Below are 23,882 nucleotides of genomic sequence, written 5' to 3'. Positions count from 1 at the left end.
CGAGGTCTCCAGATGAATAGGAGACCTCGCTTTTTTAGATGGTGAGTGGTCGTTTTTTCAACACAAGGATGGTGAACAGAAAAACAAGTCCGGTCATACCAATCATGACGAGGATGGAGAGGAAGGGGAACTGCCCCTCGTACATCGTGATGACGCCGTTGTTCAACCAATACGTCGGTAAGAAACGACCGACCAGCTTTAATGAATCCGGTAGCCACAAAAGGCTAATAAATGCCCCGCCGGTGATGGCGGATGCCATCGTGACGGAGATTTGAAAGATATTCGCCTTCTCCCGATTCGTCGCAAATACAGCGATGAGACCACCGAACGCCAGACAGACAAGCAGATAGGAAGCGAACAATGCGAATATGGTCGGGAGATTCGTCCATACGTCCTGACCATATAAGGCGAGACTCACACCAATCAACAGCATCACATAGACGAAGCCAACGAGATAAAAGGCGAGGAGAAGGGATGCGAAATAGCCCCGAGGTGTCACAGGTGTAGCGAACAAACGCGCATAAATCTTCTCGTCCCGATCGTCTGCGACAAACATCGGGATGAATTGGAGAAATGTTGACATCATGATGAATGACAACAGACCGAAAAAGGCTTGGGTACGGGCGGTCGTGGCGACACTGTCTTGGAATGGTTCATTCGAGAGTGTGTAGCCGTTCGTCGTTTCTTGTGACGCAAGTTGTTCGAACGTGGTTTCATCATACCTACTCGCTTCAAGCAGTTGACGTTCGCGCGACAAGTGACCGTTGAGCGCCTGTTCAATCAAAGATGCGTCACTCCCGGCAATCGCGGAGAAGGAAAGTCGGGGCATATCGCCAGCGAAGGCACGTTCTGTAAAGTTCTCAGGGATGAGGAGGACGATGTCTTCTCCTTCTAACAGAACGTCCTCTTCATTCGTTTCAAGCAAGGTGACCCGACCGAACCGTTCGGCTTCCTCGATCAGACGCTCGGCAAGGATTCCGCCGTCTTGGTCGACGACACCGATGGATGCGTTCAGGCTTGACGTTCCCCCGACAAAGGACAAAATAAGTGCGAAACCGAACATTGACACGAATGTGAATACCCATAGTCCTTTCTTCCTTAGCATTCGTTTTGCCACGTGTCTAATGAGCACCATGACGTTTCACCCCTTTCGAGAGAATATAGCTGACCGCAATCAAGACGAGTAAATGAATTCCGAGTAGTCCGAGGCTCTGCCAGTACATACTCATGTCACCTTCGCGAAGTAGTACGGACAGCATCCCGTCCCGCATAAAGATCGGCATGAACACATAAGCGGCCCACGGTGCATAGTTCAGCGTCACCTGATCAAAGCCGGGGACGTAGCCGCCTGATAAGATCATGATGATGGCGACGAAGCCGTTGACGATCCCATCTTTCGTCGTCGTGCTCAACTTCGGAAGGTTGACGATGACAAATCCAATGGTGACCCCGTATGCGGTCAACCCAAACCAGGAGAGGATCAAATATCCGAATTGAAAGTTTTCTAAATCAAAGGTCCGATAGACGAAATGACTGAACCAAAACAGGAGGATGAGTTGTAGCAAAATGATGACATAGCGGCTGAACGTCCGCGCGAGCCGATATTGAACTGTGCGGACAGGTGCCGCCTGAATGCGTAAATAACTTCCGGTGTTTGGCTGTTCTTCTCGTGCCATCGCCGTGATATAGAACGATCCGAATAGAGCCGTCATGATGGAGATGGTGACGGTGAAATATTCAAGCGAGGTCGGGGTGCGTCCAGCTAAGTCGACACTCTCCGTATCAAGCCACGTTTCATTCTCGTATGGGGCCGATACACCTGCTTCTGCAAGCGTAATCTGTTGATTGGCAATTGCCGTATATTGCCCGAGGATGGCATCTAAGACGTCGAACTCAACAGTCGTCGGTTCTTCATAAAAGAGCGTGATGTCCCTCCCGTCAAGCTGTAAGATGACATCTGCATCCCCGTCGTTCACGCCACGTTCGGCAGACTTGATGTCTTCGTATGGGGCGAGACGGATGAACGCCTGAATGTACTCTTCGTTTAAAAAGTTCTCGAGCGGCTCGCGGTACTGATCGGTCGACGATTCGACGTAGGCGACATTCGTGACCGGCAATTTGAACGTGTCACTGAAGACGGCCGAGAGCATCGTCCCGAGGCCGAAGATGAGAATGAGTGGGAAGATGAGCATCCAAAAGATTGTGGTGCGGTCCCTTAGTCGCTGTTTCACATCGTATTTGATGAAAGTCCACATGAGAAGCCCTCCTATTCTCGAAGCATCTTCCCGGTCAATGCCAAAAAGACGGTATTGAGGGAAGGACGGTCGACCGTGATGGACGTGAAGTGTACATGTTCATGATGTAGCGTCTCAAGGAGCGGTGCGAGCGGGGTATCTTTATCTAATGAAACTTCGATGTACGGTTCTGTATACTCCACTTTTTGAACATGTTCGAGTGCGTCAAGTCGCTCGAGCAAGTGTGGAGTAAGCGCATCGACTTTGATTCGGGCCGTCTCGAGTGTCATCACACGGTCTTTCAACTCGTCTTGCGTCCCTTCGGCAATGATTTTCCCTTCATCGACTATGGCGATTCGGTCGCAAAGGAGCTCGACCTCTTCCATATAGTGTGAGGTGTAGATGATGGTGGCCCCGCGACGATTCAGTTCACGGATATTCTCTAAAATCGTGTTACGCGACTGCGGGTCGATGGCGACGGTCGGTTCATCCATGAAGATGAGCTCAGGTTCATGAACGATTCCACAGGCGATATTGAGGCGGCGGAGTAGACCACCGGATAATTCAGGTGGACGTTTCTTTTGATAAGCATCGAGTTCGACGAAGGCAATGGCGGACTCGGTCTTTTGTTTCGCTTCTTTTGGACTGAATCCATACAGTTCGGCGAAGAATTGGATGTTTTCATAGACAGTCAGCTGATCATAGACAGAGACGTGTTGTGGCACAATGCCGACACGGCGTTTAATGGCCAGTTCATCTTTTGGCATCGATTGTCCGAATATATGAATCGACCCGGAATCTGCCTCGTACAGATTTAACATGACAGAGATGGCGGTCGTCTTACCGGCACCGTTCGGACCGAGCAGGCCGAATAGTTCACCTTCTTCGACTTGAAGACTGAGGTCATTTAATGCTGTCGTGTCCCCGAATCGTTTCGTGACATGGTCGAGCGAGATGATTGGCATGTGTGTACTCCTTTCTTATATAAAATAATTCTCAATATGCTACCCAATGGTTTTCGCTGATTGTCATGAATTTACCTGTCCGGATTCATCGAAATATGTAATAATCTAAGTATTCAGATAATTATTGTGTTGAAATGAGGATTGGTATGAAAGGATGGCAATTCAATAAACAAGAGGGGGCATTGTTCCCAGACGAAGTTGTGCTTTCCGCGTTTTGTACAGTCGAACCGAAACGGATGGATTCGACGTTACCGTTTTACTATGACGAGTCGATTTTTCGATTCACGAATAAAGAAGAGAAGTTTTACTTTAAAATATCCCCGAGCTATCACGAGTTTGAAATCAGTGTCAAGAATCAGGAGGGGGAATTGGTCTATTATCAACTGCTTCGAACGGTCAGCAAAGTCGAGATTTTAGAAGACCGGCGGGACCATGCGGAGTTGTTGATCGTACTCGCGGAAGACCGGAAGCGGACCGTGACGTCAATCGAGTTGACCGTCCGACCGCGTTTTCGTGTGCTTGTGAAGGAGCATGAGGTGTGAGAATCGTATCGTTCGGAGCGGATGAGAATCCGCTCTTTTTGTTTGGAAAAAAAAGACAGCCACGAGGTGACTGTCCTTCATCGGTTATTTCGTCAAAAAGATTTGGACATAGATGGTCGACCCTTGGGCATCGGTCGCTTTGCCGATTCCTAGATGGGTGTAATTCGCCTTCAAGATGTTCGCGCGATGTCCGCTACTGTTCATCCAAGCATCGACCGCACGGGCCGGATCGCTTGGCCCTTTATAGATGTTCTCGCCCCAGCCACGGTACGAGACGCCGTAAGCATCTAACGTATCGCCTGGTGTGCCGTTCTCGTTGAGCGTGTGTGAGAATTGATCGGTACGTGCCATCTCCTCCGCCCGGACTTGGGCGACACGATTCGCCTCGCTCGAAGCAGCGAGAAGAGAGAGGCCGGCAGCCTTCCGCTCTTTATTCGTCTCGGTCAGTACGTTGACGGGCGATGTGAAACGGACGTGTTTGGCGAGGATATACCCCGTGTACGTTCCGTAACGTACCTTATACCATCGTGTCATACCGGTGTAACGGTAAGAGACGGTCTCGAGTTCGGTGCCTTGACGAACGAATTTGACGTTCGAGGATGTCGTCAACGGACGTGACTTTAAGTAGACGCTCGATGGTTTGACATAAGTCGGTTTCGTGAACTTCACCTCGGCAGTGGACAACCGGACATACTTTGCCGGCAAATAGGCGTAGCCGCTGCCCCATTGAATCTTATACCAACGTACGCCGTCCAATTGAAACGAAGTACAGACACGCATCGATCCGTCCCGTGGGATGAGCGCAAGACGCTTCGCGCTCAATGAAGGGGATTGTCGGACATTGAGTTGACTGATTTTTATCACATAACCCGTCGTGTTGATCGACGTCTCGTAATAAGCGTGCACCCGATTCGTACCGAGCGGTGATCCGATGATACCGAGGGTCAGAATCATCGTGAGTAGTAGAGGTATGTGTTTTTTCAACTGATCGACTCCTTTTGTGGGTCTCCTTATATTCTATATTGTATGGCTGATTTTTAGTTTTACCATTTCATTACAAAAAGGACGGACTCTTCGTGAGCCCATCCTTTCGTGACTACCTGACTGCTAGCGCCTTCCAGCCCGTCGCGCCCATGACGGCGCCCACTTTTGATTTCGGGATGACCAAGCGACCGCGATACGGGTCGTTGATGTACAAATTTGACTTGTCATAGCCGGTCGCCAACATGACGTGATAGTTGACGTAGCCGGTGAACTTTTTGTTCGAGGCGGTGTACCAGTTGAAGTAGCCGTACGGCTTGTTGAAGTCAACGCTCGCCCAGACGATGACCGGGTTGCCCATCGACAATTCTCGTTCAATCGAACCGAGTCCTTGGTTGGACAAGTCTTTCACAGGACGATATTTGCTGGCAAATCCGATCATACCTTTTGGATAAATCCCATAGTTTTTATATTTGCCGAGCGTCCGTTTCGGGTCACCAGTGAACATGACGTTCGGGTCGACCCAACGGTATAGCCGGTTCTCGTAGCGAGCGTTCCACATACTCTTTGGCATCTCGTTGTATAAGGTGGATGCGCCGACGGCACGGCCTTTCTCTTCAAGTGCCATCTTGAGGGAGAAGAACTCACAGCCAGACGGGTACCCCATCGGGAACTGACGATAGAGTGGGACGCTCATTTTATAGATGGACAGCGCTTGAGAATAGACGCCCCGCGCATCGAACGAGGCGTTCCCGACGCGGCGGTTTTGATACATTTTTCCGAACGTGTCGAAGTAATGCCACTTCCCGTTAATGGCTTGCCAGTCCGTCTTTTTCGTTAAGGCAGGTGCGAAATATTCGTACTGGGTCGTGTATTTCCAGCCTTTTTCGGGGACGCCGGTCGAGTGGAAATGATACGTTTTTCCATCCAATCGGAATTTCCCTTGCAGCCGATAACCGTATGTAGGATGGAACCCGACCTTCTTCCCATCAACCGTCTGGAATCCATATTCGCGTCGACCGTAGTAGTCGAACGAATAATAACGTGAGTTTAATTTATGGATTCCTTCAAGACGATAGCCGTAGGTCGGGTGAAAGCCGTACATGACACCGTCAATGCGTTGGAGACCGTACTTACGGTCACCGTATTTTCCGAACAGATAGTGCCGGTTGTTGATACGATGAAGTCCCTCGAGACGATATCCATAATACGGATGGAAGCCATACATTTTCTCGCCGATGCGGGCGAGTCCTTGACGACGTTTGCCGTCATCCCCGAAGTAGTAGCGACGCGTGCCGATCGTTTTCCAACCAGTCGCCATTTCGCCATGTTCCATCAGATAGTACTTTTTTCCGTCTATTGTGTACATGCCCGTATGGATTGTGCCGTCCGGGAAGAAGTAATGTTTGGCGTCACCAAGCTGTTGCCATCCCGAGAGACGGACCCCTTCCTCGGTGAAGTAGTACCGCTTGCCTGAGATTGTCTGGAAACCGGTAACCGGTTGACCGGTTTTATCGTAATAATAGACGAGACCATCCCGTTCCTGCCACCCGGTAAGAAGTTTTCCGTTCTCGTCAAATGTATATGTCGTGCCGTCGACAGTGTAAGGGCCGGTGATGAGTCGGCCGTCTGCCTCAAAAAAATATGTAGCGTCTTCGATTTCTTGCCAACCTGTAAGGAACGTTCCGTCATCGTTCAGATAGTACGTATGACCCTCAATTTCTTGCCAACCCGTCAACACCGTCCCGTTACTCGAGGTGTAGACGATGCCGTCGTCCGTCTGTTGGAATGACCCTTCAGCATGAGTCGATAGAGGAGAGGTGAAGAGGGTTCCAGCAATTAAACTGAACATTGTAGTCGTCTTCCAGTTCATATTGTTATGCCTCCCGATTTTCAAAAAATCCTATATAAAATAATATAACCATTTTTATCCAAGGGAAGATAGTGGCAAATGAATCATTTACAAGGTCAGACGTTTACGCCGAATGACTCATGAAGCGAAGGCGTTTCGACGCCACATAAAGCGAGAGGACGACAACGAGGATTCCTGTCAGGAGCGGCCAAATGAGATCCACTTCTGTCAGTAACACCTCGCTCGATAGCGGTCCGAGCATCCATGGCATCCAATCAAGGTCGACCCAACCAATTAAGAGGGACATGACGAAGTGGAGTCCGAGCGTCAAGACGACAGCAACCACGCCGCTCTCTAGAAGTGCTGCGATGAAAAAGAAGATAGATAGTTGCACGATGAAATGACAGACGAGAAGTGCCGTCGACACGAGAAAATCGACCGAGTCAAATGCATCAAATAGAATCACTGTATAGTATGCTGCTGCCGTTTGTGCGAGCAAAATACCGCCGACCGTCAATAAGGCATAATGGGCCCATTTGCTGATGACAATACGCGATGTCGGGATTTGTAATGACTTGAGCCATGCGAGTGTCCCATTCGTCCGTTCATGGCTGAACGTATGCATCGCCGCCAATAAGACGATGAGGAGTCCGATTTGGCGAAGCTGTTCACTCACTGAGATTAAGACTTCCTCCGAAGTTGGGGTCGGGATCTCGATGATGGTTCCGTCAGGGAAATTTCCGCCGGAAGCGAGGATATCCGGTAAGAAGTAGAGTGTGATCGGCTGCATCGAGGCGAGAAGCATAAGGGCGACGGGAATCCAAATGAGTCGTTTGTTCGACCATGCTTCGCGCCATTCTTGTTTGAAGATTGCTGTACGCATCAGGCGTTCACCTCCAAAAATAAGGACTCAAGAGACGGATGCCCGACGTGCAGCGATTGGATGACGACGTTCAGTTCCAAGACTCGTCGCAAAATCGCTCGCTCGGCGAGCTTTCGGTCCGATGATTCGAATACCCACGTTGAACCGTGTTGGATTGTCTGAGTCACACCTTCTAGTTGGTTCCAGTCCGCTCCACTCGTTTCGTCGTCGAAGAGTCGTAACTCGATGGTCGATTTCGAACCGAGCAGGTCGGTCACGGTGCCTTCCATGAGCAATTTGCCTTGTCGAAGCAGCAGCACCCAGTCGCTCGCTTCTTCGGCATCCGGGAGAACGTGCGTAGAGTAGAGAATCATTCGCTCCCGTTTCAAATCGCTCAATAAATCGAGCACTTCCCGACGACCGCGAGGGTCGAGTGCGGAGACTGGTTCATCGAGCAACAATAATTCCGGGTCATGCACGAGCGCCTGTGCGATGCCGAGTCGTTGGCGCATCCCTCCGGATAGGTTTGCAGCCGGTCGGTCGACCGGTTCGAGACCGACACGTTTTAACAGTTTGACGGGGTCGACGTGCTTTGTACCTGTCAACTCGGCGGCATATCGAATCGTCTCGACGGGAGTCAAAGACGGATAGAGGGCCGGACGTTGCGGCAAATAACCGATGCGTGTTTGTACGTGACCGCTCACGTCACCACTTGTAGGGTTCGTGACACGGGCGAGCAAGTTTAAAAGCGTCGTCTTACCCGCTCCGTTCTCACCGAGTAAGGACGTGCACCCAGGGCGCAACTCAAAACTGACATCATCGAGTGCTTTGAACGATCCGAAGTGTTTCGAAATGTGTGTGACCTTCATCGTTTTGCCCGTCCCCATAAGAAGTAAACAATCGGTCCAAGAATGTTAATGAAGACGATGACGAGAAGCCATACCCATTTCGGGCCGTTCGTCACGTCGCGTTTGAATAGGTCGATCAAAGCGACAACGAGCAGGATGAGTTGCAAAATCAAGACAGGGAGTAGGATGAGTAAAAGTGTATTCGGGTCGTTTGTGATATCCATAGCGAGAACCTCCTTTTGAAGTAAACAATCTTTAACTCATTCTACACGAACGAAAGGTCCCCTGTATGTGACACAAAAAATCCCCATCTCACATGGAGATGGGGAAAACGGATCATTTGACGATGATGACAGGAGCGAGCGCGCGTTTGGCGAGTTTATGACTCACGCTACCGAGCACGAACTCTTGGAACGTATTTAAGCCGCGCGAGCCGACAACGACATATTCATAAGGCTCGTGATTCGCATATTTGACGAGTTCAACGTCCGGTTCGCCTCGGAGCTCAATATATTCGTAATGGATTCCTTCCGCTTCCGCCAAGTCAAACAATGGCTTGAGCATCTGTTTACGCTTCGTCTCCAAATCGATTTTACCTGTCGAATTGAGAGCCGCTTCCTTCGATTCTTTCGCACTGATGACGTGAACGATATCGATTGACGCATTCGACGCCTTTGCAAGTTGAATCGCTTTTTCAAGCGCACGTTTCGAGTGGGCAGAACCATCTGCCGCTAAAAATACCTTTCCCATGAAAACTCCTCCTCTTTCGCACGTTCTACTTTTAGTATAGGTGATTTGCCGAACAGGGGAAATGACGAATCAGTGACCGGCGTTCGTATCTTGTTGCTTCAAGTGAAGCGCGAGAGTGTTGAGCAGTTTTTCCGAGTCTTTGTTCAAGTTAAGAAGTTCCGGTTCGATTCCGACTTCTCGGTATTTAAAGACGACCTTATCGATGGCACCGATGGCCGAATCATCCCAAAGATGCGTGTTCGCAAAGTCGATTGTGACTGTGTTGGTTCCTGCGTCGATATCTTCTGTAATATCGAACTGGTTGACAAATTCAGACGTCGAAGCGAAGAACAGCTGTCCGTTGACTGTATAATCTACGCGGTTTGAAGTAACTTGGCGACCGAGGTCGATCTTTGAAATTTTGGCGGCGAATAAAATCGCAGCCGTCAAGATTCCACCGAGTACCCCGAGGGACAGATCATGTGTGAAGACGGTAACGAGGACCGTGACGAGCATGACGACCGTATCCGACTTTTGAGCGGTGCGCATCGCTTTGAGCGAGCCCCAGTCAAATGTTGCATACGATACGAAGAACATGACTCCGACAAGCGCACCGACCGGGATAAGCATGAGTACATCACTCATCGTCATGATCATGATGAAGAGTGCAAGTCCGGCTGTGAACGTCGACAGACGACCACGCGCACCTGACGAAACGTTGATGACAGATTGACCGATCATCGCACATCCTGGCATCCCACCGAAGAATCCGGCGATGATGTTCGAAATTCCTTGTCCGCGTGATTCGCGGTTTTTGTTGGAATCTGTACCTGTCATGTCATCGACGATTTGCGCCGTCAAGAGCGATTCAATCAATCCGACAAAGGCGAGCGAAATCGAGTACGGCAAGATAATCATAAGTGTCTCGAGCGTGAACGGCACATCCGGGAACAAGAAGTCTGGAAGCGTAGCTGAAATCGTCCCCATATCTCCAATATTTTTCGTATCAAGTCCGAATGTAATCGCGAGAATGGTCATGACGACAATCGCGATGAGCGGAGCCGGGATCGCTTTCGTGACACGTGGGAACAAGAAGATGATGGCGAGTGATGCGGCGACAATCGCCCAGATGATCCAGCTTTCGCCTTCAAAGTTTGACAATTGTGCCTGGAAAATCAAAATGGCGAGCGCATTGACGAAACCGACCATGACGGCGCGCGGAATGAATTTCATCAACCGGGCGATGCCGAAGTAGCCGAGAATGATTTGAATGATCCCGGTCAAAATACCGGCGGCGAGCAAGTACTGGAGACCATGGTCGGCGACGAGTGAAACGATGACGAGCGCCATCGCACCAGTTGCAGCCGAAATCATCGCAGGACGGCCTCCGGCGATTGAGATGACCATAGCGATAATGAATGAGGCATACAGTCCGACCATCGGGTTGACTCCCGCGATGAGGGAGAAGGCGATGGCTTCCGGGATGAGCGCTAGGGCGACGACAATCCCGGCTAAAATGTCGGCTCGGACATTTCCGAGCCATTCGTGTTTCAACGTATTCAATCTTTCCAAAAGAACACACCTTTCTCTTTATAATATGATGATTTGATTTTCGAGTCTCACGAAAATCAAAATAATGGATTCTGACATTTTCAACGTGTTTCATCATACCGAATTCAACCCAAAATGACAATTGCTTCGTGTTAAAAACTATGTTATTTTCATAACGTACAGGTTATATAACGAAAAAGTTATATGAGAGGTGGGGAATAAATATGTACGCTGTAGATGAACTGAGTAAATTACTCAAGGTGCTCGGTGACCCGACCCGGTTGACGATGTTGAAACAGATGGAAGCAGGCGAACAGTGTGCCTGTAGCTTCGTCGATCGTTTCGACATCTCGCAACCGGCGATCAGCCGTCACTTAAAAATGTTGCGTCAGGCGGGACTTTTATTAGAGCGCCGGGACAAACAGTGGATTCACTATCGATTGAACGAGACGAGCCCGTTTTATGGGATCGTCGTCGATTTACTCGACAAGATTGAGACGGTCGATATGAGTTGCGACTGTGACACCGATTGTGCGATTTGAGGAGGAGTCAACGATGAAACTTGAAGTGTTCGAACCAGCCATGTGCTGCCCGACAGGATTATGTGGTCCGTCAATCGACCCGGAACTGACGCGAATCGCGACAGTCCACTATGTGTTAAAACAGCGAGGATTTGATGTTGTTCGTTATAACCTGGCATCTGAACCGAATCGATTCGTTGAGAATGACACCGTCCAAGCTGAAATCGTGAACGGTCTCGAATCGCTTCCACTGACCCTCGTGAACGGCGAGATCATGAAGCGTGGCGCTTATTTGACGAATGAAGAGATAGCAGAATTGACGTGGTTACCGATTGACGCATTTGCCAAGAAAGATGGAGAAAAACCGAAAGTTCGAATCTCACTCAAGAAATAAGGAGATACTCAATAGAAATTATTGGAGGAACTCATTGTGCAGTGGATTGCTAGTTTAATTTTTCTCGTGACGCTTTTCCTCATCATTAAGCAACCGAAAGGCCTCGGCATCGGTTACTCGGCGATGGGGATGGCCGTCATTGCCCTCATTTCGGGCGTCGTCAATTTTGACGATGTTGGAACAGTATGGGGTATCATTTGGAACGCGACGTTCACATTCATCGCGATTATCATCATTTCGCTCATTTTAGACGAGATTGGATTTTTCGAATGGGCCGCATTACATATGGCCCGAATCGCAAAAGGTGGTGGAGTGAAGTTATTCGTCTACATCACGCTACTCGGTGCGCTCGTTGCGGCACTATTTGCAAACGACGGGGTGGCGCTCATCTTGACGCCGATCGTCTTAGCGATGGTCCGGGCTCTCAAGCTGCCGGACGCGGTCGTCTTGGCGTACGTCATGGCCTCTGGATTTATCGCCGATACAGCGAGTTTGCCGTTCATCGTGTCGAACCTGGTCAATATCGTCTCGGCCGACTTCTTCGGAATCGGGTTCGCCGAGTATGCGGCACGGATGGTGTTCGTCAACGTCTTTGCGGTTGCGGGCAGTCTACTCGTATTGTATTTGTACTTCAGAAAAGACATCCCGAAACAGTATGATGCATCTCAATTGGCTAAACCTGCGTCAGTCATCAAAGACCATACGATGTTCCGCTTATCGTGGGTCGTGCTCGCGTTACTCGTCATCGGTTACTTTACGAGTGACTTGATTGGCATCCCGGTCTCACTCGTCGCCGCTGTCATCGCCCTATTTTTCTTGGTGATGGCGAACCGTTCAGCTGCGGTAGAGACGACACAAGTCGTCAAAGGAGCACCGTGGGCCATCGTCTTCTTCTCGCTCGGCATGTACGTCGTTGTTTATGGATTACAGAACGCCGGACTCACACAAGTGCTTGCGAACTTTATCGACTGGTTTGCGGTGAATGCGTTCAGTGCGACGTTCGGAATGGGATTTTTGGTTGCCGTCTTGTCCTCAGTCATGAATAATATGCCGACCGTCATGATTGATGCGCTCGCCATCGACTTGACGAATACGACCGGCCAGACTCGGGACGCGCTCATTTATGCGAATGTCATCGGCTCAGACTTAGGTCCAAAGATTACGCCGATCGGGTCGCTCGCGACATTATTATGGCTCCACGTACTTTGGACAAAAGGGTTGAGAATTGGATGGGGTGAATATTTTAAAGTTGGGATCATCCTGACGATTCCTACACTCGCCATCACACTATTTGGTTTGTATATCAGCTTACTAATTTATTAAGGAGTTGTTTTTATGAAATTAGTGATTATCGGTTCGGTCGCAGCGGGGACATCCGTTGCAGCAAAGGCACGTCGTAACAACGAAGATGCACAGATTACGATTTACGACCGGGATTACGATATCTCGTATTCGGGATGTGGGATTCCTTACTATGTCGGTGGAGAAGTCGAATCACGTGATGACTTGACGCCGCGTGACGCCGCCTTCTTTAAGAAACGGTATAACATCGACGTCATGACACGACATAACGTGACAGCGGTCGACAAGGATGCGAAAACGGTGACGGTTGAAAACTTAGATACCGGTGAGACGTTCACGGACTCGTATGACGTCCTCGTCCTCGCGACAGGGGCGACAAGCATCGTCCCACCGATTCCTGGAGTGAAATCGGACAACGTCTTCCCAATTCGAAACATCCAACACGCGGAAGCTACACGTTCGTTCTTGGATTCGACAGACCCAAAACATGCGACGATTATCGGGGCCGGCTTCATCGGTCTTGAGATGGCCGAACAGTTGAAACTTCGCGGTGTGGAGGTCACTATCATCGAGCGCGTGCCGCAAGTCATGCCCCCACTCGACAAGGACATGGCATGCCGCGTCGAAGAGCATCTCGAACAGAACGGGATTGAGCTCATGCTCGGTGAGACGGTGACGGAACTCATTGGTGACGGTCATGTGGAGCGTGTCGTCACCGAGAGTGGGAAGACGATTGAGACAGATTTCGTCATCCTATCGGTCGGGGTCCGTCCGAACGTCGAACTCGCTATGCAAATGGGTGTCAAATTGGGTGAAACGGGTGCGATTGCCGTCAATGAGCGGATGGAGACGAACGTCTCAGACGTGTATGCCGCCGGTGACGTCGCGGAGAGCTTCTCCATCGTGACAGGTAAACCAATCTGGCGCCCGCTCGGTTCGACAGCGAATAAGATGGGGCGGACCGCAGGAGACGTCATCACGGGAGGACATCTCGAACATCGGGGCATTCTCGGTACGGGCATCTTCAAAGTGTTTGGACTTGCCGTGGCGCAGACGGGTCTCGCCGAAAAAGAAGCGCGTGAACTCGGGTACGATATTGAGGTGCTTCATAACACGAAACCGGATAAACCAGCCTATATGGGTGGAAAAGATATGACGATTAAAGCAGTCGCGGACCGTGCGACACGTCAACTGCTCGGCGTCCAAATTGTCGGATTCGAAGGGGTCGACAAGCGAATCGACGTCTTCGTCACGGCGATCACGCTCAAGGCAAAAGTAGATGATTTGTTCCACCTCGACCTTGCCTACGCACCACCGTTCTCGACGACGAAAGATCCGGTCATGTATACGGGGATGGTCCTTTCGAACAGCATCGACAAGGCGGCACGACTCATCACACCGGCCGAGCTTCAGACACGGATCGACGCAGGCGAAGACATGCAAATCATCGATACGCGTAAAGCAGCACAGTTCGAGAAGGCATGTGTCGATTGTGCGGTCAACGTCCCGCTCGGTAATCTCCGGGAAGCGGCGAATGACATGGACAAAAACAAACCGACCGTCGTCTACTGTAACGGCGGAGTGACGGGGAACGCGGCACAGAACGTGCTCCGTAACCTCGGATTCACCGACGTGTACAACTTGTCGGGCGGTAACAAAAACTATCAGTTATTCAAAAAGTACGGGAACTAAACAAGACGACGTCCGAGTCATACGGACGTCGTTTTTTGTGAACAGAACTCTCTTTAGTCCATATTCCTCAGGTGACATTCCCATCAACTGATGCCAATTGACCCTTTTCTAAAATAACATTGCTTCGTTAAAGGAAACCGTTTACAATTTTTGTGTAAGCGTTTTCTTAAAATGGTGCTACAAGGAGGGACCCTCATGGTCAAAAAACAATGGAAACCCGTATGGGCAGTTGTGCTAACGTTTGCACTAATTCTGTCAATGTTTCCGATGCCGACGTCCGCTTTAGATAAAGGGGAGTCGACTTTAGTCGTCGTCCATTATCAAGAGGCGCCGGATAATGAAAAGGATTGGAACTTATGGCTTTGGGCAAATGGCCCAGATTACTTCCCGAATAAAGGCTTCACGTTTAATGGGGAGGATTCATTTGGAAAAGTGGCGGCTTATGAATTCCCGGTCGACTCACCTGAAAAGATCGGTCTCATCGTCCGAACGGACAATTGGGACAAAGATAAAGGGTCGGAGAATGACCGCTTCATCACGAACGATATGATCCAAGACGGTGTCGCGGAAGTTTGGATCAAGTCAGGCGACCCGACGATTTATACGTCAAACCCGGACGGGGAGACGGTTTCAACGGAAATCGACATGAAAGTTCACTATTTCCGTTACGACAATACATACACGGACTGGGGTCTATGGGCTTGGCCGGACGGCGGGGACGGACAGAGCATCACGTTCGATGAGACCGATTCATTCGGCGCCATCGCGAACGTGAAACTCGCCAACCCGGAATCGAAAAAATTGATGGGTTTAATCACGAAAAAAGGAGAATGGACGGAGAAGGACGGCGAAGACCGTTTTGTTCTCGGTACAGCGAAAGAGATTTGGCTCGTTGAAGGAGATTCGACCATCTATTATTCAGAGCCACAAATCGACCGTTCCCCTAAACTCGTCGCGTTCTCGGCGGATACGTTCCGACAAGCGACACTCACGACGAACCGTGCCATTACAGACGCGTTCATCGATGAATTGAGCGTAGACGGTGCAACGGTTGAGTCGATTGAAAAGACCGGAGACAAGTCGGTCACGATTCAATTTACAGAAGACATCGATTTAGCGAAGATTATTCAAGCGTCGCATCCGGAATACGGCGAACAGACACTTCAAGCCGGCAAGGTGCTTCGCTCGAAAGAATTCGACGCGAAATATGCGTATGATGGTAAACTCGGCATCACGTACCAAAAATCAAAAACAAAGTTTGTTCTTTGGGCACCGACGGCTCAACAAGTCGAGCTCGAGCTTTGGAATATGCCGACAGACCGACCAACGAACGATAAAGATATGAAAAAAGCCATCAAGATGAAACGCGGTGAGCGTGGCACGTGGGTGACGGAAGTACGCGGTGACCTTGACGGCATCGGCTATACGTACCAAGTGACACATGCGACAGGTAAGGTTCGTGCGGTCGATCCGTATGCGACGGCTGTCGGTGTGAATGGTGATCAGGGCGTCGTCGTCGATCTGAAAGAAACAGACCCGAAACGATGGAACTCGATGAAGCCGAAGTTGAAGCAGTCAACGGATGCGATTATCTATGAGACACATGTCCGTGACCTTTCAATCTTTGATGTGAAGACGGATAAGTATGACTCAGGTATCAAAAACAAAGGGAAATACCTCGGTGTCATCGAACCAGGAACACGTCTCCTCATCGACGGTAAAAAGACGGCGACGAAAACAGGACTCGACCACGTCAAAGACCTTGGCGTAACACATGTCCAGTTCATTCCTGTCTATGACTTCAACACGGCATCGGTCGATGAGACGAATCCGATGGCGACATACAACTGGGGATACGACCCGAAAAACTATAATGCGCCAGAAGGGTCGTATTCAACAAATCCTTACGATGCAAAAGTACGCATCATGGAAACGAAGCAGATGATTCAAGGTTTACATGACAACAACCTACGTGCGGTCATGGACGTGGTATATAACCATATGTTTGATGCCCAGGCGTCGAATTTGCATAAAATCGTACCAGGTTACTACTATCGTTATACAGAAGGTGGGGACTTCGCCAACGGGACGGGTGTCGGGAACGATACCGCGTCCGAACGAGCGATGATGCAAAAACTCATCGTCGACTCGGTCATCTATTGGGCGAAAGAATATCATTGGGACGGATTCCGTTTCGACTTGATGGGCATCCATGACGTCGAGACGATGAATAAAGTTCGTTCGGAGTTGAATCGAGTCGACAAGTCAATCCTCGTCTTCGGAGAAGGATGGGACCTCGGCACACCACTCGATGCCGAATTAAAAGCAAATCAAAAGAACGCCTACGACATGCCGGGAGTCGCACACTTCAACGACAATATCCGTGACGGCTTGAAGGGGAGCGTCTTCTACGATGAGGACAAAGGTTTCGTCAACGGAAAAGAAGGCATGGAAAATCGCGTGAAGACGGGAATCGTCGGAGAAATCGCTTATAGCGACACGATTAAAGGATTCACGAAAGAACCGACGCAAGCCATCACATACGTCGAAGCCCACGATAATCACACACTTTGGGATAAGTTGGAGTTGACGAACCCAATCGCATCTGAATTCAATAAAACGAAGATGCATCGGCTCGCATCAAGTATCCTACTAACGAGTCAAGGGACGACATTCCTTCACGCTGGGCAAGAATTCATGCGCACGAAGGAAGGGGATCACAACTCTTACAAATCACCGGACTCGATCAACCAACTCGATTGGAAACGGGCAGCAGACCGCAAGGCGGACGTCCAGTACATGAAAGGGTTGATTGAGATGCGTAAGGCAAACCCTGGTCTCCGGATGACGAAAGCGAGCGACGTGAAACAATTTTTGACGTTCCATAAAGCGGAAGCGAACGTCATCACGTACACGATTGATGAAGATGCACCTGGTCAAAAGAATGACTTGTTCATCACGCATAACGCCAACCCGACAAATGTCCGAATCACTCTTCCGAAAGGGAAGTGGAACGTGATTGTCGATGGTAACCGTGCCGGAACGAAAACAATCAAGCACGTATCAGGTAAGATTCGTGTTCCAGCCTACAAGACGTTCGTCCTCGAGCGCGACTAAGCTTTGACCCCACTTTTAACGAGTGGGGTTTTTTGGATATGCAAGTTCACTAGGGGACCGACACAAGATGAAGGATGTTTTACATTGCGCTCAAAAAAAGACGGTCATACAGATCGAGACTGTCACGCGAAAGAATAGATAGTTGAAACAAGGGTCTTCTTTTCTCTAAGATGGAGAAAAAGAGAATGAGTGAGGAGACTTATGAGATGAACCTATACGACCAAGCGAGCGACTGGATGCGACAATGGCATGACGACCCTTCTGAACGCCTAAGACAAATAAAAGATGAAATTGAGCGAACAGGTACTTACACATTGACGACAGAAGAGTTGTCGGAAGGGGCCAAGATGGCGTGGCGAAACTCGAATCGTTGCATCGGACGTTTGTTTTGGCAGACGCTTCATGTGATTGACGCCCGTGATGCCGATACGTTTGACGATGTCTACGCTCGACTGGTCGATCACCTTCATTTCGCCACGAACGAGGGGAAAATCCGTTCGACGATGACGGTCCTTCCGAACGAGTTCCAATTGTTAAATGCACAACTGATTCGATACGCAGGATATGAGACGCCAGACGGGATTATCGGAGACCCGATGTCTGTCACGATGACGAAACGGGCCGAACAACTTGGATGGATCGGTTCCGGGACTCCGTTTGATGTTCTTCCGCTCATGATCACAGATGGTCAGGATGTTCGTCTCTACGAATTGCCAAGTGAGGCAGTGCTCGAAGTGGACATCGAACATGAAGACGTTGACTTGTTTGACGGGCGAGCGATCAAATGGCATGCTCTTCCGGCGATCACCGATATGGAGCTTGAGATCGGTGGGCTTCGGTTTACGTCGATCCCATTCAACGGTTGGTATATGGAGACGGAAATCGGGGCGCGCAATTTAGCAGACACGGACCGCTATGACTTGTTGCCACTTGTCGGACGGTCGCTCGGGCTTGAGACGACAAAAGAACGCTCACTTTGGCGTGACCGGGCTCTCGTTGAATTGAATATCGCCGTCCTGCAATCGTTTGAACGAGCGGGTGTTACGATCGTCGATCATCATACCGCCGCTAAACAGTTCAAACGGTTCGAAAAAAATGAGCTAGAAGCGGGGCGTGACGTCACCGGACAATGGAGTTGGCTCATCCCGCCTTTATCCCCAGCGACGACGCACGTCTTCCACGAGCATTATGATGACGTTATCAAAACACCGAACTTGTTTGCGAGAAGCGGATGTCCCTTCTCAGGGTTTCGTCAGCCGGTAAAAGAGGAATTGAAAGGCTAGAACCGAGAGAAAGGATGATTACTGTGGCAGTCCCGCTTTGGAAACGAGCCGTTGCCGGTCAAATCGACCAAGTCGTCTTTCAGACACCGGCCAAGCTGATTGAAAAGGCCATCCGTAAAAAAGTATGGCCGGACAAAGAAATAAAACGGTACTACTTCCCGACCGTTGTGACGATGGCCGGAGAAGTCTACTGTATGCTGTATCGAAATGGTCAGACACTAGGTGACCGTATCGTTGGAATCAAGGTCGTGAGTGCAGATGGACGTCCGCTTTCCTTTGAGCAAGTCATCAAACGGACGCTGTATAAAGATGTCGTCTATCCGGCGACGCTCGGGATTCCCTTAATTCGGGCACTCCAACAGATGAAGTCAAACAAGGACCTCGAGTTGCCGCATGACGAATTCGCCCATACGAAATTGATTTCGACGAAGTGAAGAGAGGCAGGGCGACCGCGTGTCGCTCTGTTTTTTCGTCTCATTCAGACGGCTAGCAGTCGGCTAGGAATAGGGGCAAAAAATAAGGTATAATGAGATTGGACAAAAATGAACGACCATTGGAGGATCTTTAGTTATGACAAAAATCGCATGGATTACCGACAGCATGGCCAACTTCTCCCAAGAAGAAGCAGCACGACTCGGTGTAGATATCGTTCCGATTCAGTTGATTGTGGACGGTAACGGCTATAGTGAAACAAATCTCTCGCTTGAAGACTTACATCGGTATATGATTGACCAAAAGAAAGAAGCGAAGACGTCACAACCGATTTTCGGAGATTTCATCGGGCGCTATGAGCGCTTAAAAGAGGAAGGGTACGATTGTGCCATCGCCGTCCATTGTTCGAACGGATTGAGCAGCACAGCGAAAAACTCAAAAGCAGCGGCAGAAGCGGCTGACTTCAAAGTATATACGATTGACTCGCATGCTGCGCTCGAAGCGCAACAAGAACTCGTTCGAATCGGTAAGGCCGCCGAACAAGAAGGCAAGTCGGTCGAAGAGATCGTCGCACTGCTCGAGGCATGGCGCGACAAGAAGAACTTCTTCATGATTATCGGCAACATGGAAACGATGCGCCGGGGCGGTCGAGTTTCTTCCGGAGAGATGTTCCTTGCGAACATCTTGAACATCAAACCGATTATCACGCTCGATGAGACAGGAAAAGTCATTCCGTTTAAAAAGGCACGTTCGTTGAAGAAGGCGTATGCGGAGATGGTTGGCGAACTCGAACGTTGTCATGCGGAGAACGGTGTGAAGGATAACCGTGTATTCGTCCAGACGGCACTCTCACCAAAGATGCAAGACGACTTTGTCGCGCTCATCGAGTCGAAATTATCGGACCTCGAAGTGGTACGGACACGATTCTGTCCATCCATCGCGGTACATGCCGGCTTTGAAACTGTCGGTGTCTTGTGGCTCGACGCTTAACAAATAGGAGGAATGCAGGATGGAAGCAATGACAACCTTGACTGGATTGAATGAACGGATTGCGGGCGTGGAACAACTGCTCGTCTATGTCTCTCATCCAGGGTGCAGTGTCTGTCATGCGCTGAAACCTCAAATCGAAGAGATGCTCCAACAGTTCCCTGAAATCGAATCAGTTGCGGTGGATTCGGACGAAGTCCCTGAAATAGCAGGAACTTTCTCCATTTTCACCGTACCGGTCGTCCTCTTTTTCATCAATGGGAAAGAGATGCTGCGCCGGGCACGATTTGTCCCAATCGGTGAACTGACGCATCAACTCGAACGTATGCAAGAAATGAGACAAGCATGAACATGAACCTTCATCCATTCATCGGATGAAGGTTTTTTAGTGAGGTGAAAATATTGAAAATAAAAAACGGAGCACCGTTAACGGCACTCCGACAGGTTATTCTGCTGCTTGCGGCACGAGGTAAATCAAGCCGAAAGGGTTATGCAACAAGTTGTCAATCGTCGTCCGCTCGTCTTCGCCCATTTCGACCGTGAAGGCACGACCGTCTTCGAAAGCGAATCGGTCACCATCACCGAACATCGTTCCTCCTGAGATGAGATGGAAGTTGAACGAGTGAATCACGTGGATGGCATCTTCAATATCGAGTGTCATCGGCACGGCCACATCTGCATGACCGAACGCTTTCATTCCCCATGACATATAGGCGTTCTCTTCTTCCGTGATTGCGGTGAGGAGTGAATAGTCGAGCGCGAGATCTGCTTCTTTTGACTCCTGCCATTCTTCTTTTGAGTAGGCGACGCCGGCCGATTCGACCATGACACCGAGCCCGCCTGCGTTTAATACGGCGTTCGCGGCTCGACGTGCCGCAGCGACGTCTGTCAAATCGTTGACGTCGACAATCAAGTAGACGACGTGTGTGTGACGTGCGAGTCCTTTCGCGATTTTCGGTGTGAATCCGCCGGAGCTCGCGTGAATCATTGCCTCGGCTAGAGCAGGGTCACGTTCTACGGCTTCTACGGTGAACGCTTTTCCTGTTTCGTCTTCAAGCAACAGCAGACCGGCCATTGTGTAGCCTTCACTATGTAAACTGATTTGTTCGCTTACGCCTTCTACGGAAGACCAGTTTCCGGGAATGGCGAGCATAACTTGTGTACGATTCATGTCAATCATCCTTTTCTGCAAAAAGTCAGACCCCTCCTCAAGAGAGGTCTGGTCTATCCTCTATTATGCCCTATTTTGGCATAAATTATTCTTGATATGACTTTAATACTTCCTGAAGTGGGATTTGATCGATCTTTCGTCGGCTGACGAACGTGCTCATGAAGAAGAGGAGAGCGACCGCGCCAAGCGTGTAGACAATATAAATCCATTCGAATTCAAGCGGAAGAACGAGCCCATAATCTTCTGCGAAAACGACGATGATGACTCGGAGTGTCAACAGGGCAATCGGAATACTCAAGAGAGCAGAGACGAGTGCGTAGATGAAGTAGCTGTTCAGAATCATCGAGCGGACTTCTCGTTTCTGATACCCCATCACTTTTAAAAGCGAGATCACGTAATAGTTCTTCTCGACCGTGAGCGCCGTCAGAACGAACAGGATACTGAAGGCGATGAGGGATGCTCCGCCGATTAAGACGTTCATCATGAAATTCATATATTGATTGATCGACTCGGACTGCTCAATCAATCCTTGGCGGGACAAAATGGTCGGATAATCCGACTCATTCGGACGCTCCGTCGCATAAATCCCGTTGAACAGGCTATCTGTCACTCCGTCACTTAACAGTTCACTCAATTCTGTTCGAGACAGGTAGGCGAAGTCTCCGGAAAATTCATCGGCGATGCCGATGATCGGGTACGTTAGCGTGTCTCCGTCGAGGTCAACGTCAATTTCTTGTCCGGTCTCAAGACCGAGTTTCAGGGCAAGCGAGGAAGAGACGATCAACCCACCGGATTCCGGTACCAACTTGTCCCCGTCCTCATTCCGAAGCGGAAACAATGTGTTGTCGTCACTCAACCCTTTCAAAGTGATGAGTTTGTCTTCGACAAAGGCGAACGGGTAGGTGAGGAACGGCTCTTGCCCCTCTTCTACAGTCGGTGTCGAATCCGTATAGGCTTCATATTCATAGACGGCATCGTTCAATCCTCCCACGGTCATTCGGTCGACGGCACCGTTCATCATGAGGGCGAAGATGATGAGGATTGTTGAGAACAAGATGCCGAGGAAGAAAATCAAGAAGCTCCCCGTGCTCTTAACCGCGTACAAATATTTAAATTTCGTCTTGCCGCTCGCCTGTTTCATCAGTCGACTGACGAGACGGCTGAGTCGATTGAGCGAGACATTGTCTCGCGGTGACAGGAGGGCGAGGGCGCTCTCTCCCATGATTTTATAGATGACCCCGCCCGCGACAAGCGCGAAGAAGAACAGTGGGGCAAATACAGCCGTCAAAAAGACAAGCGAACTTTGGGCAATCGCGATGGACGGCAAGAGATAAAAGTCGAGATACAGTTCTTTTAATGGATTTGCGAAATAGAGTCCGAGGAAATAACCGATGATGAGCATGAAGAAAGCGAAAATTAAGATAATCACTAGATAAGGCGCGGCGATTTGACGGCGACTATATCCGATTGCTTTTAACAGTCCAATTTGACCACGTTCGGCCTCGAGCATATTCGAGATTAGAATGGCGACGATGATGACGGCGATTGAAACGATAAACAAACTGAGTCCGAGGGCCATCGCCTTCCCGGATGAAATTTCACTATAGATGGCGCCGCTTCGGATTATGTTCTCGGTTTCCATGACCGAGACGACAAAAGGTAGTTCGAGGTCGGTCTCAACCGTTTGGTCGGTCACACCTGATAATCGGAATGACTCTTGTCCGACAATTGACTCGAACGATTCATCCGTCATGAGAAGAAGCGTTTGCGAACCCGGGTCAAGATTGAATAAATTATCATCGAAGAGTGGAAGCGTGTAGTCGGGGAAGAGGACAAACCCGCTCACTGTGAACGGTCGACCGAGATCGATCATGTCCCCGACTTCAATCCCGTTCTCTTCTGCGTATTTTTTATTGAGGGCTACCTCGTCGTTCGTGTTCGGTCTGTCACCTGCTTCAAGGTAGGAGCGATTGATCGTGTCCGATTCTTTAATTAACAGTCCGCGATGTTCGGCACCATCGAGTGTGTACGTGATGGCTTTCAAATCGCGCAGTTCAATCGTCGCATCCGGCATTTCTTTTTCGACCGCATCAATTCGTGAGGTGATGAGACGGTTGAAGACGCCCTCATCGGCTCGTTTGATGTCTGATAAGGTGAAAGTACCTGTACTTGCTAGGGCGGCGACATCGGGGTCACGCAGCTCTTCTTCCGTTACCCGGTTGAGCATTTCAATGGCGAAATCTTCTTGGTTCGATTGCTCTAGATATTCTTCGGTCGGGACCTCGATTCCGCTGATGCCGTAAAACATCATCGTGTATGTGAGCGAACTCATGACGATGATGATAGCAATGGCAAGGAGTTGCATCCATTTTTTACTTAATGTCTTCCATACATTTTTATAAAGCATATCACCACCTCC

At 49.7% G+C, this 23,882-nt stretch carries 22 protein-coding genes; 10 read left to right on the top strand and 12 right to left on the bottom strand.

Annotated elements, in window-relative coordinates:
* Positions 1-34: 34 nt before the first annotated feature.
* Genes KNO76_RS08760 through KNO76_RS08750 form a run of 3 tightly spaced genes read right to left on the bottom strand, consistent with a single transcriptional unit; the run spans position 35 to position 3,199 of the window.
* Positions 35-1,135, bottom strand: coding sequence for an ABC transporter permease (locus KNO76_RS08760; RefSeq protein WP_214884796.1), 1,101 nt, complete (start codon positions 1,133-1,135; stop codon positions 35-37).
* Positions 1,122-2,255 (bottom strand): ABC transporter permease, encoded by a 1,134-nt coding sequence (locus tag KNO76_RS08755; protein WP_214884794.1) that lies wholly within the window; start codon positions 2,253-2,255, stop codon positions 1,122-1,124. Before KNO76_RS08755 ends, KNO76_RS08760 begins: the two co-directional genes overlap by 14 nt.
* 11 nt (positions 2,256-2,266) lie before the next feature.
* Complete coding sequence (locus KNO76_RS08750) at positions 2,267-3,199, bottom strand: ABC transporter ATP-binding protein (protein ID WP_214884792.1); 933 nt, start codon at positions 3,197-3,199, stop codon at positions 2,267-2,269.
* A 146-nt stretch (positions 3,200-3,345) separates the two neighbouring features.
* On the opposite strand from KNO76_RS08750, the gene KNO76_RS08745 reads away from it, so the two are divergent.
* Entirely contained in the window at positions 3,346-3,741 is a 396-nt protein-coding gene (locus KNO76_RS08745) for a hypothetical protein (protein ID WP_214884782.1), read from the top strand.
* Positions 3,742-3,825: 84 nt separating this feature from the next.
* Here the strand turns inward: KNO76_RS08745 and KNO76_RS08740 are convergent, their stop codons facing one another.
* The 7 genes from KNO76_RS08740 to KNO76_RS08710 form a co-directional block, all read right to left on the bottom strand.
* Entirely contained in the window at positions 3,826-4,725 is a 900-nt protein-coding gene (locus tag KNO76_RS08740) for a CAP domain-containing protein (protein ID WP_214884779.1), read from the bottom strand.
* Positions 4,726-4,837: 112 nt separating this feature from the next.
* A complete protein-coding gene (locus KNO76_RS08735) occupies positions 4,838-6,595 on the bottom strand; it encodes a C39 family peptidase (RefSeq protein ID WP_214884776.1) in 1,758 nt (585 codons plus the stop codon).
* Positions 6,596-6,698: 103 nt separating this feature from the next.
* The gene (locus tag KNO76_RS08730) at positions 6,699-7,457 is read right to left on the bottom strand and encodes an ABC transporter permease (RefSeq protein ID WP_214884774.1); all 759 of its coding nucleotides are present in this window, start codon (positions 7,455-7,457) and stop codon (positions 6,699-6,701) included.
* Complete coding sequence (locus KNO76_RS08725) at positions 7,457-8,305, bottom strand: ABC transporter ATP-binding protein (protein ID WP_214703329.1); 849 nt, start codon at positions 8,303-8,305, stop codon at positions 7,457-7,459. The genes KNO76_RS08730 and KNO76_RS08725 overlap by 1 nt, the downstream gene beginning before the upstream one ends.
* The gene (locus KNO76_RS08720) at positions 8,302-8,508 is read right to left on the bottom strand and encodes a PLD nuclease N-terminal domain-containing protein (protein ID WP_026825310.1); all 207 of its coding nucleotides are present in this window, start codon (positions 8,506-8,508) and stop codon (positions 8,302-8,304) included. Before KNO76_RS08720 ends, KNO76_RS08725 begins: the two co-directional genes overlap by 4 nt.
* Positions 8,509-8,620: 112 nt before the next feature.
* Positions 8,621-9,034, bottom strand: a complete 414-nt coding sequence (locus KNO76_RS08715) for a universal stress protein (RefSeq protein ID WP_026825311.1) — start codon at positions 9,032-9,034, stop codon at positions 8,621-8,623.
* A 69-nt stretch (positions 9,035-9,103) separates the two neighbouring features.
* The gene (locus KNO76_RS08710; protein ID WP_214884771.1) at positions 9,104-10,585 is read right to left on the bottom strand and encodes a SulP family inorganic anion transporter; all 1,482 of its coding nucleotides are present in this window, start codon (positions 10,583-10,585) and stop codon (positions 9,104-9,106) included.
* A gap of 203 nt (positions 10,586-10,788) precedes the next feature.
* Here KNO76_RS08710 and KNO76_RS08705 point away from each other — a divergent pair, with 203 nt between their 5' ends.
* The 9 genes from KNO76_RS08705 (at position 10,789) to KNO76_RS08665 (ending at position 20,641) form a co-directional block, all read left to right on the top strand.
* Complete coding sequence (locus KNO76_RS08705) at positions 10,789-11,106, top strand: ArsR/SmtB family transcription factor (RefSeq protein ID WP_214884767.1); 318 nt, start codon at positions 10,789-10,791, stop codon at positions 11,104-11,106.
* Positions 11,107-11,119: 13 nt separating this feature from the next.
* Positions 11,120-11,479, top strand: a complete 360-nt coding sequence (gene arsD, locus KNO76_RS08700) for an arsenite efflux transporter metallochaperone ArsD (protein WP_214884764.1) — start codon at positions 11,120-11,122, stop codon at positions 11,477-11,479.
* A 36-nt stretch (positions 11,480-11,515) separates the two neighbouring features.
* Positions 11,516-12,802 (top strand): arsenic transporter, encoded by a 1,287-nt coding sequence (locus KNO76_RS08695; RefSeq protein WP_214884761.1) that lies wholly within the window; start codon positions 11,516-11,518, stop codon positions 12,800-12,802.
* 12 nt (positions 12,803-12,814) lie between these two features.
* Positions 12,815-14,473, top strand: coding sequence for an FAD-dependent oxidoreductase (locus tag KNO76_RS08690; protein WP_214884759.1), 1,659 nt, complete (start codon positions 12,815-12,817; stop codon positions 14,471-14,473).
* Between the two features lie 195 nt (positions 14,474-14,668).
* Positions 14,669-17,590, top strand: coding sequence for a type I pullulanase (gene pulA, locus KNO76_RS08685; RefSeq protein WP_214884756.1), 2,922 nt, complete (start codon positions 14,669-14,671; stop codon positions 17,588-17,590).
* Between the two features lie 206 nt (positions 17,591-17,796).
* The gene (locus KNO76_RS08680; protein ID WP_214884826.1) at positions 17,797-18,873 is read left to right on the top strand and encodes a nitric oxide synthase oxygenase; all 1,077 of its coding nucleotides are present in this window, start codon (positions 17,797-17,799) and stop codon (positions 18,871-18,873) included.
* A 14-nt stretch (positions 18,874-18,887) separates the two neighbouring features.
* Entirely contained in the window at positions 18,888-19,307 is a 420-nt protein-coding gene (locus KNO76_RS08675) for an RDD family protein (protein ID WP_214703335.1), read from the top strand.
* Positions 19,308-19,443: 136 nt separating this feature from the next.
* The gene (locus KNO76_RS08670) at positions 19,444-20,295 is read left to right on the top strand and encodes a DegV family protein (protein WP_214884753.1); all 852 of its coding nucleotides are present in this window, start codon (positions 19,444-19,446) and stop codon (positions 20,293-20,295) included.
* Between the two features lie 19 nt (positions 20,296-20,314).
* Positions 20,315-20,641, top strand: a complete 327-nt coding sequence (locus KNO76_RS08665) for a thioredoxin family protein (RefSeq protein WP_026825319.1) — start codon at positions 20,315-20,317, stop codon at positions 20,639-20,641.
* A gap of 96 nt (positions 20,642-20,737) precedes the next feature.
* Here the strand turns inward: KNO76_RS08665 and KNO76_RS08660 are convergent, their stop codons facing one another.
* Positions 20,738-21,463, bottom strand: coding sequence for a DUF4261 domain-containing protein (locus KNO76_RS08660; RefSeq protein ID WP_214703336.1), 726 nt, complete (start codon positions 21,461-21,463; stop codon positions 20,738-20,740).
* Positions 21,464-21,548: 85 nt separating this feature from the next.
* Positions 21,549-23,870: an ABC transporter permease gene (locus KNO76_RS08655; protein ID WP_214884750.1), complete on the bottom strand. Its 2,322-nt coding sequence runs from the start codon at positions 23,868-23,870 to the stop codon at positions 21,549-21,551.
* Between the last annotated feature and the right edge of the window lie 12 nt (positions 23,871-23,882).

Source organism: Exiguobacterium sp. s101, from assembly GCF_018617835.1.
In the GTDB taxonomy this organism is placed as follows: domain Bacteria; phylum Bacillota; class Bacilli; order Exiguobacteriales; family Exiguobacteriaceae; genus Exiguobacterium; species Exiguobacterium marinum.
This window is presented reverse-complemented; position numbering and strand designations above follow the sequence as displayed.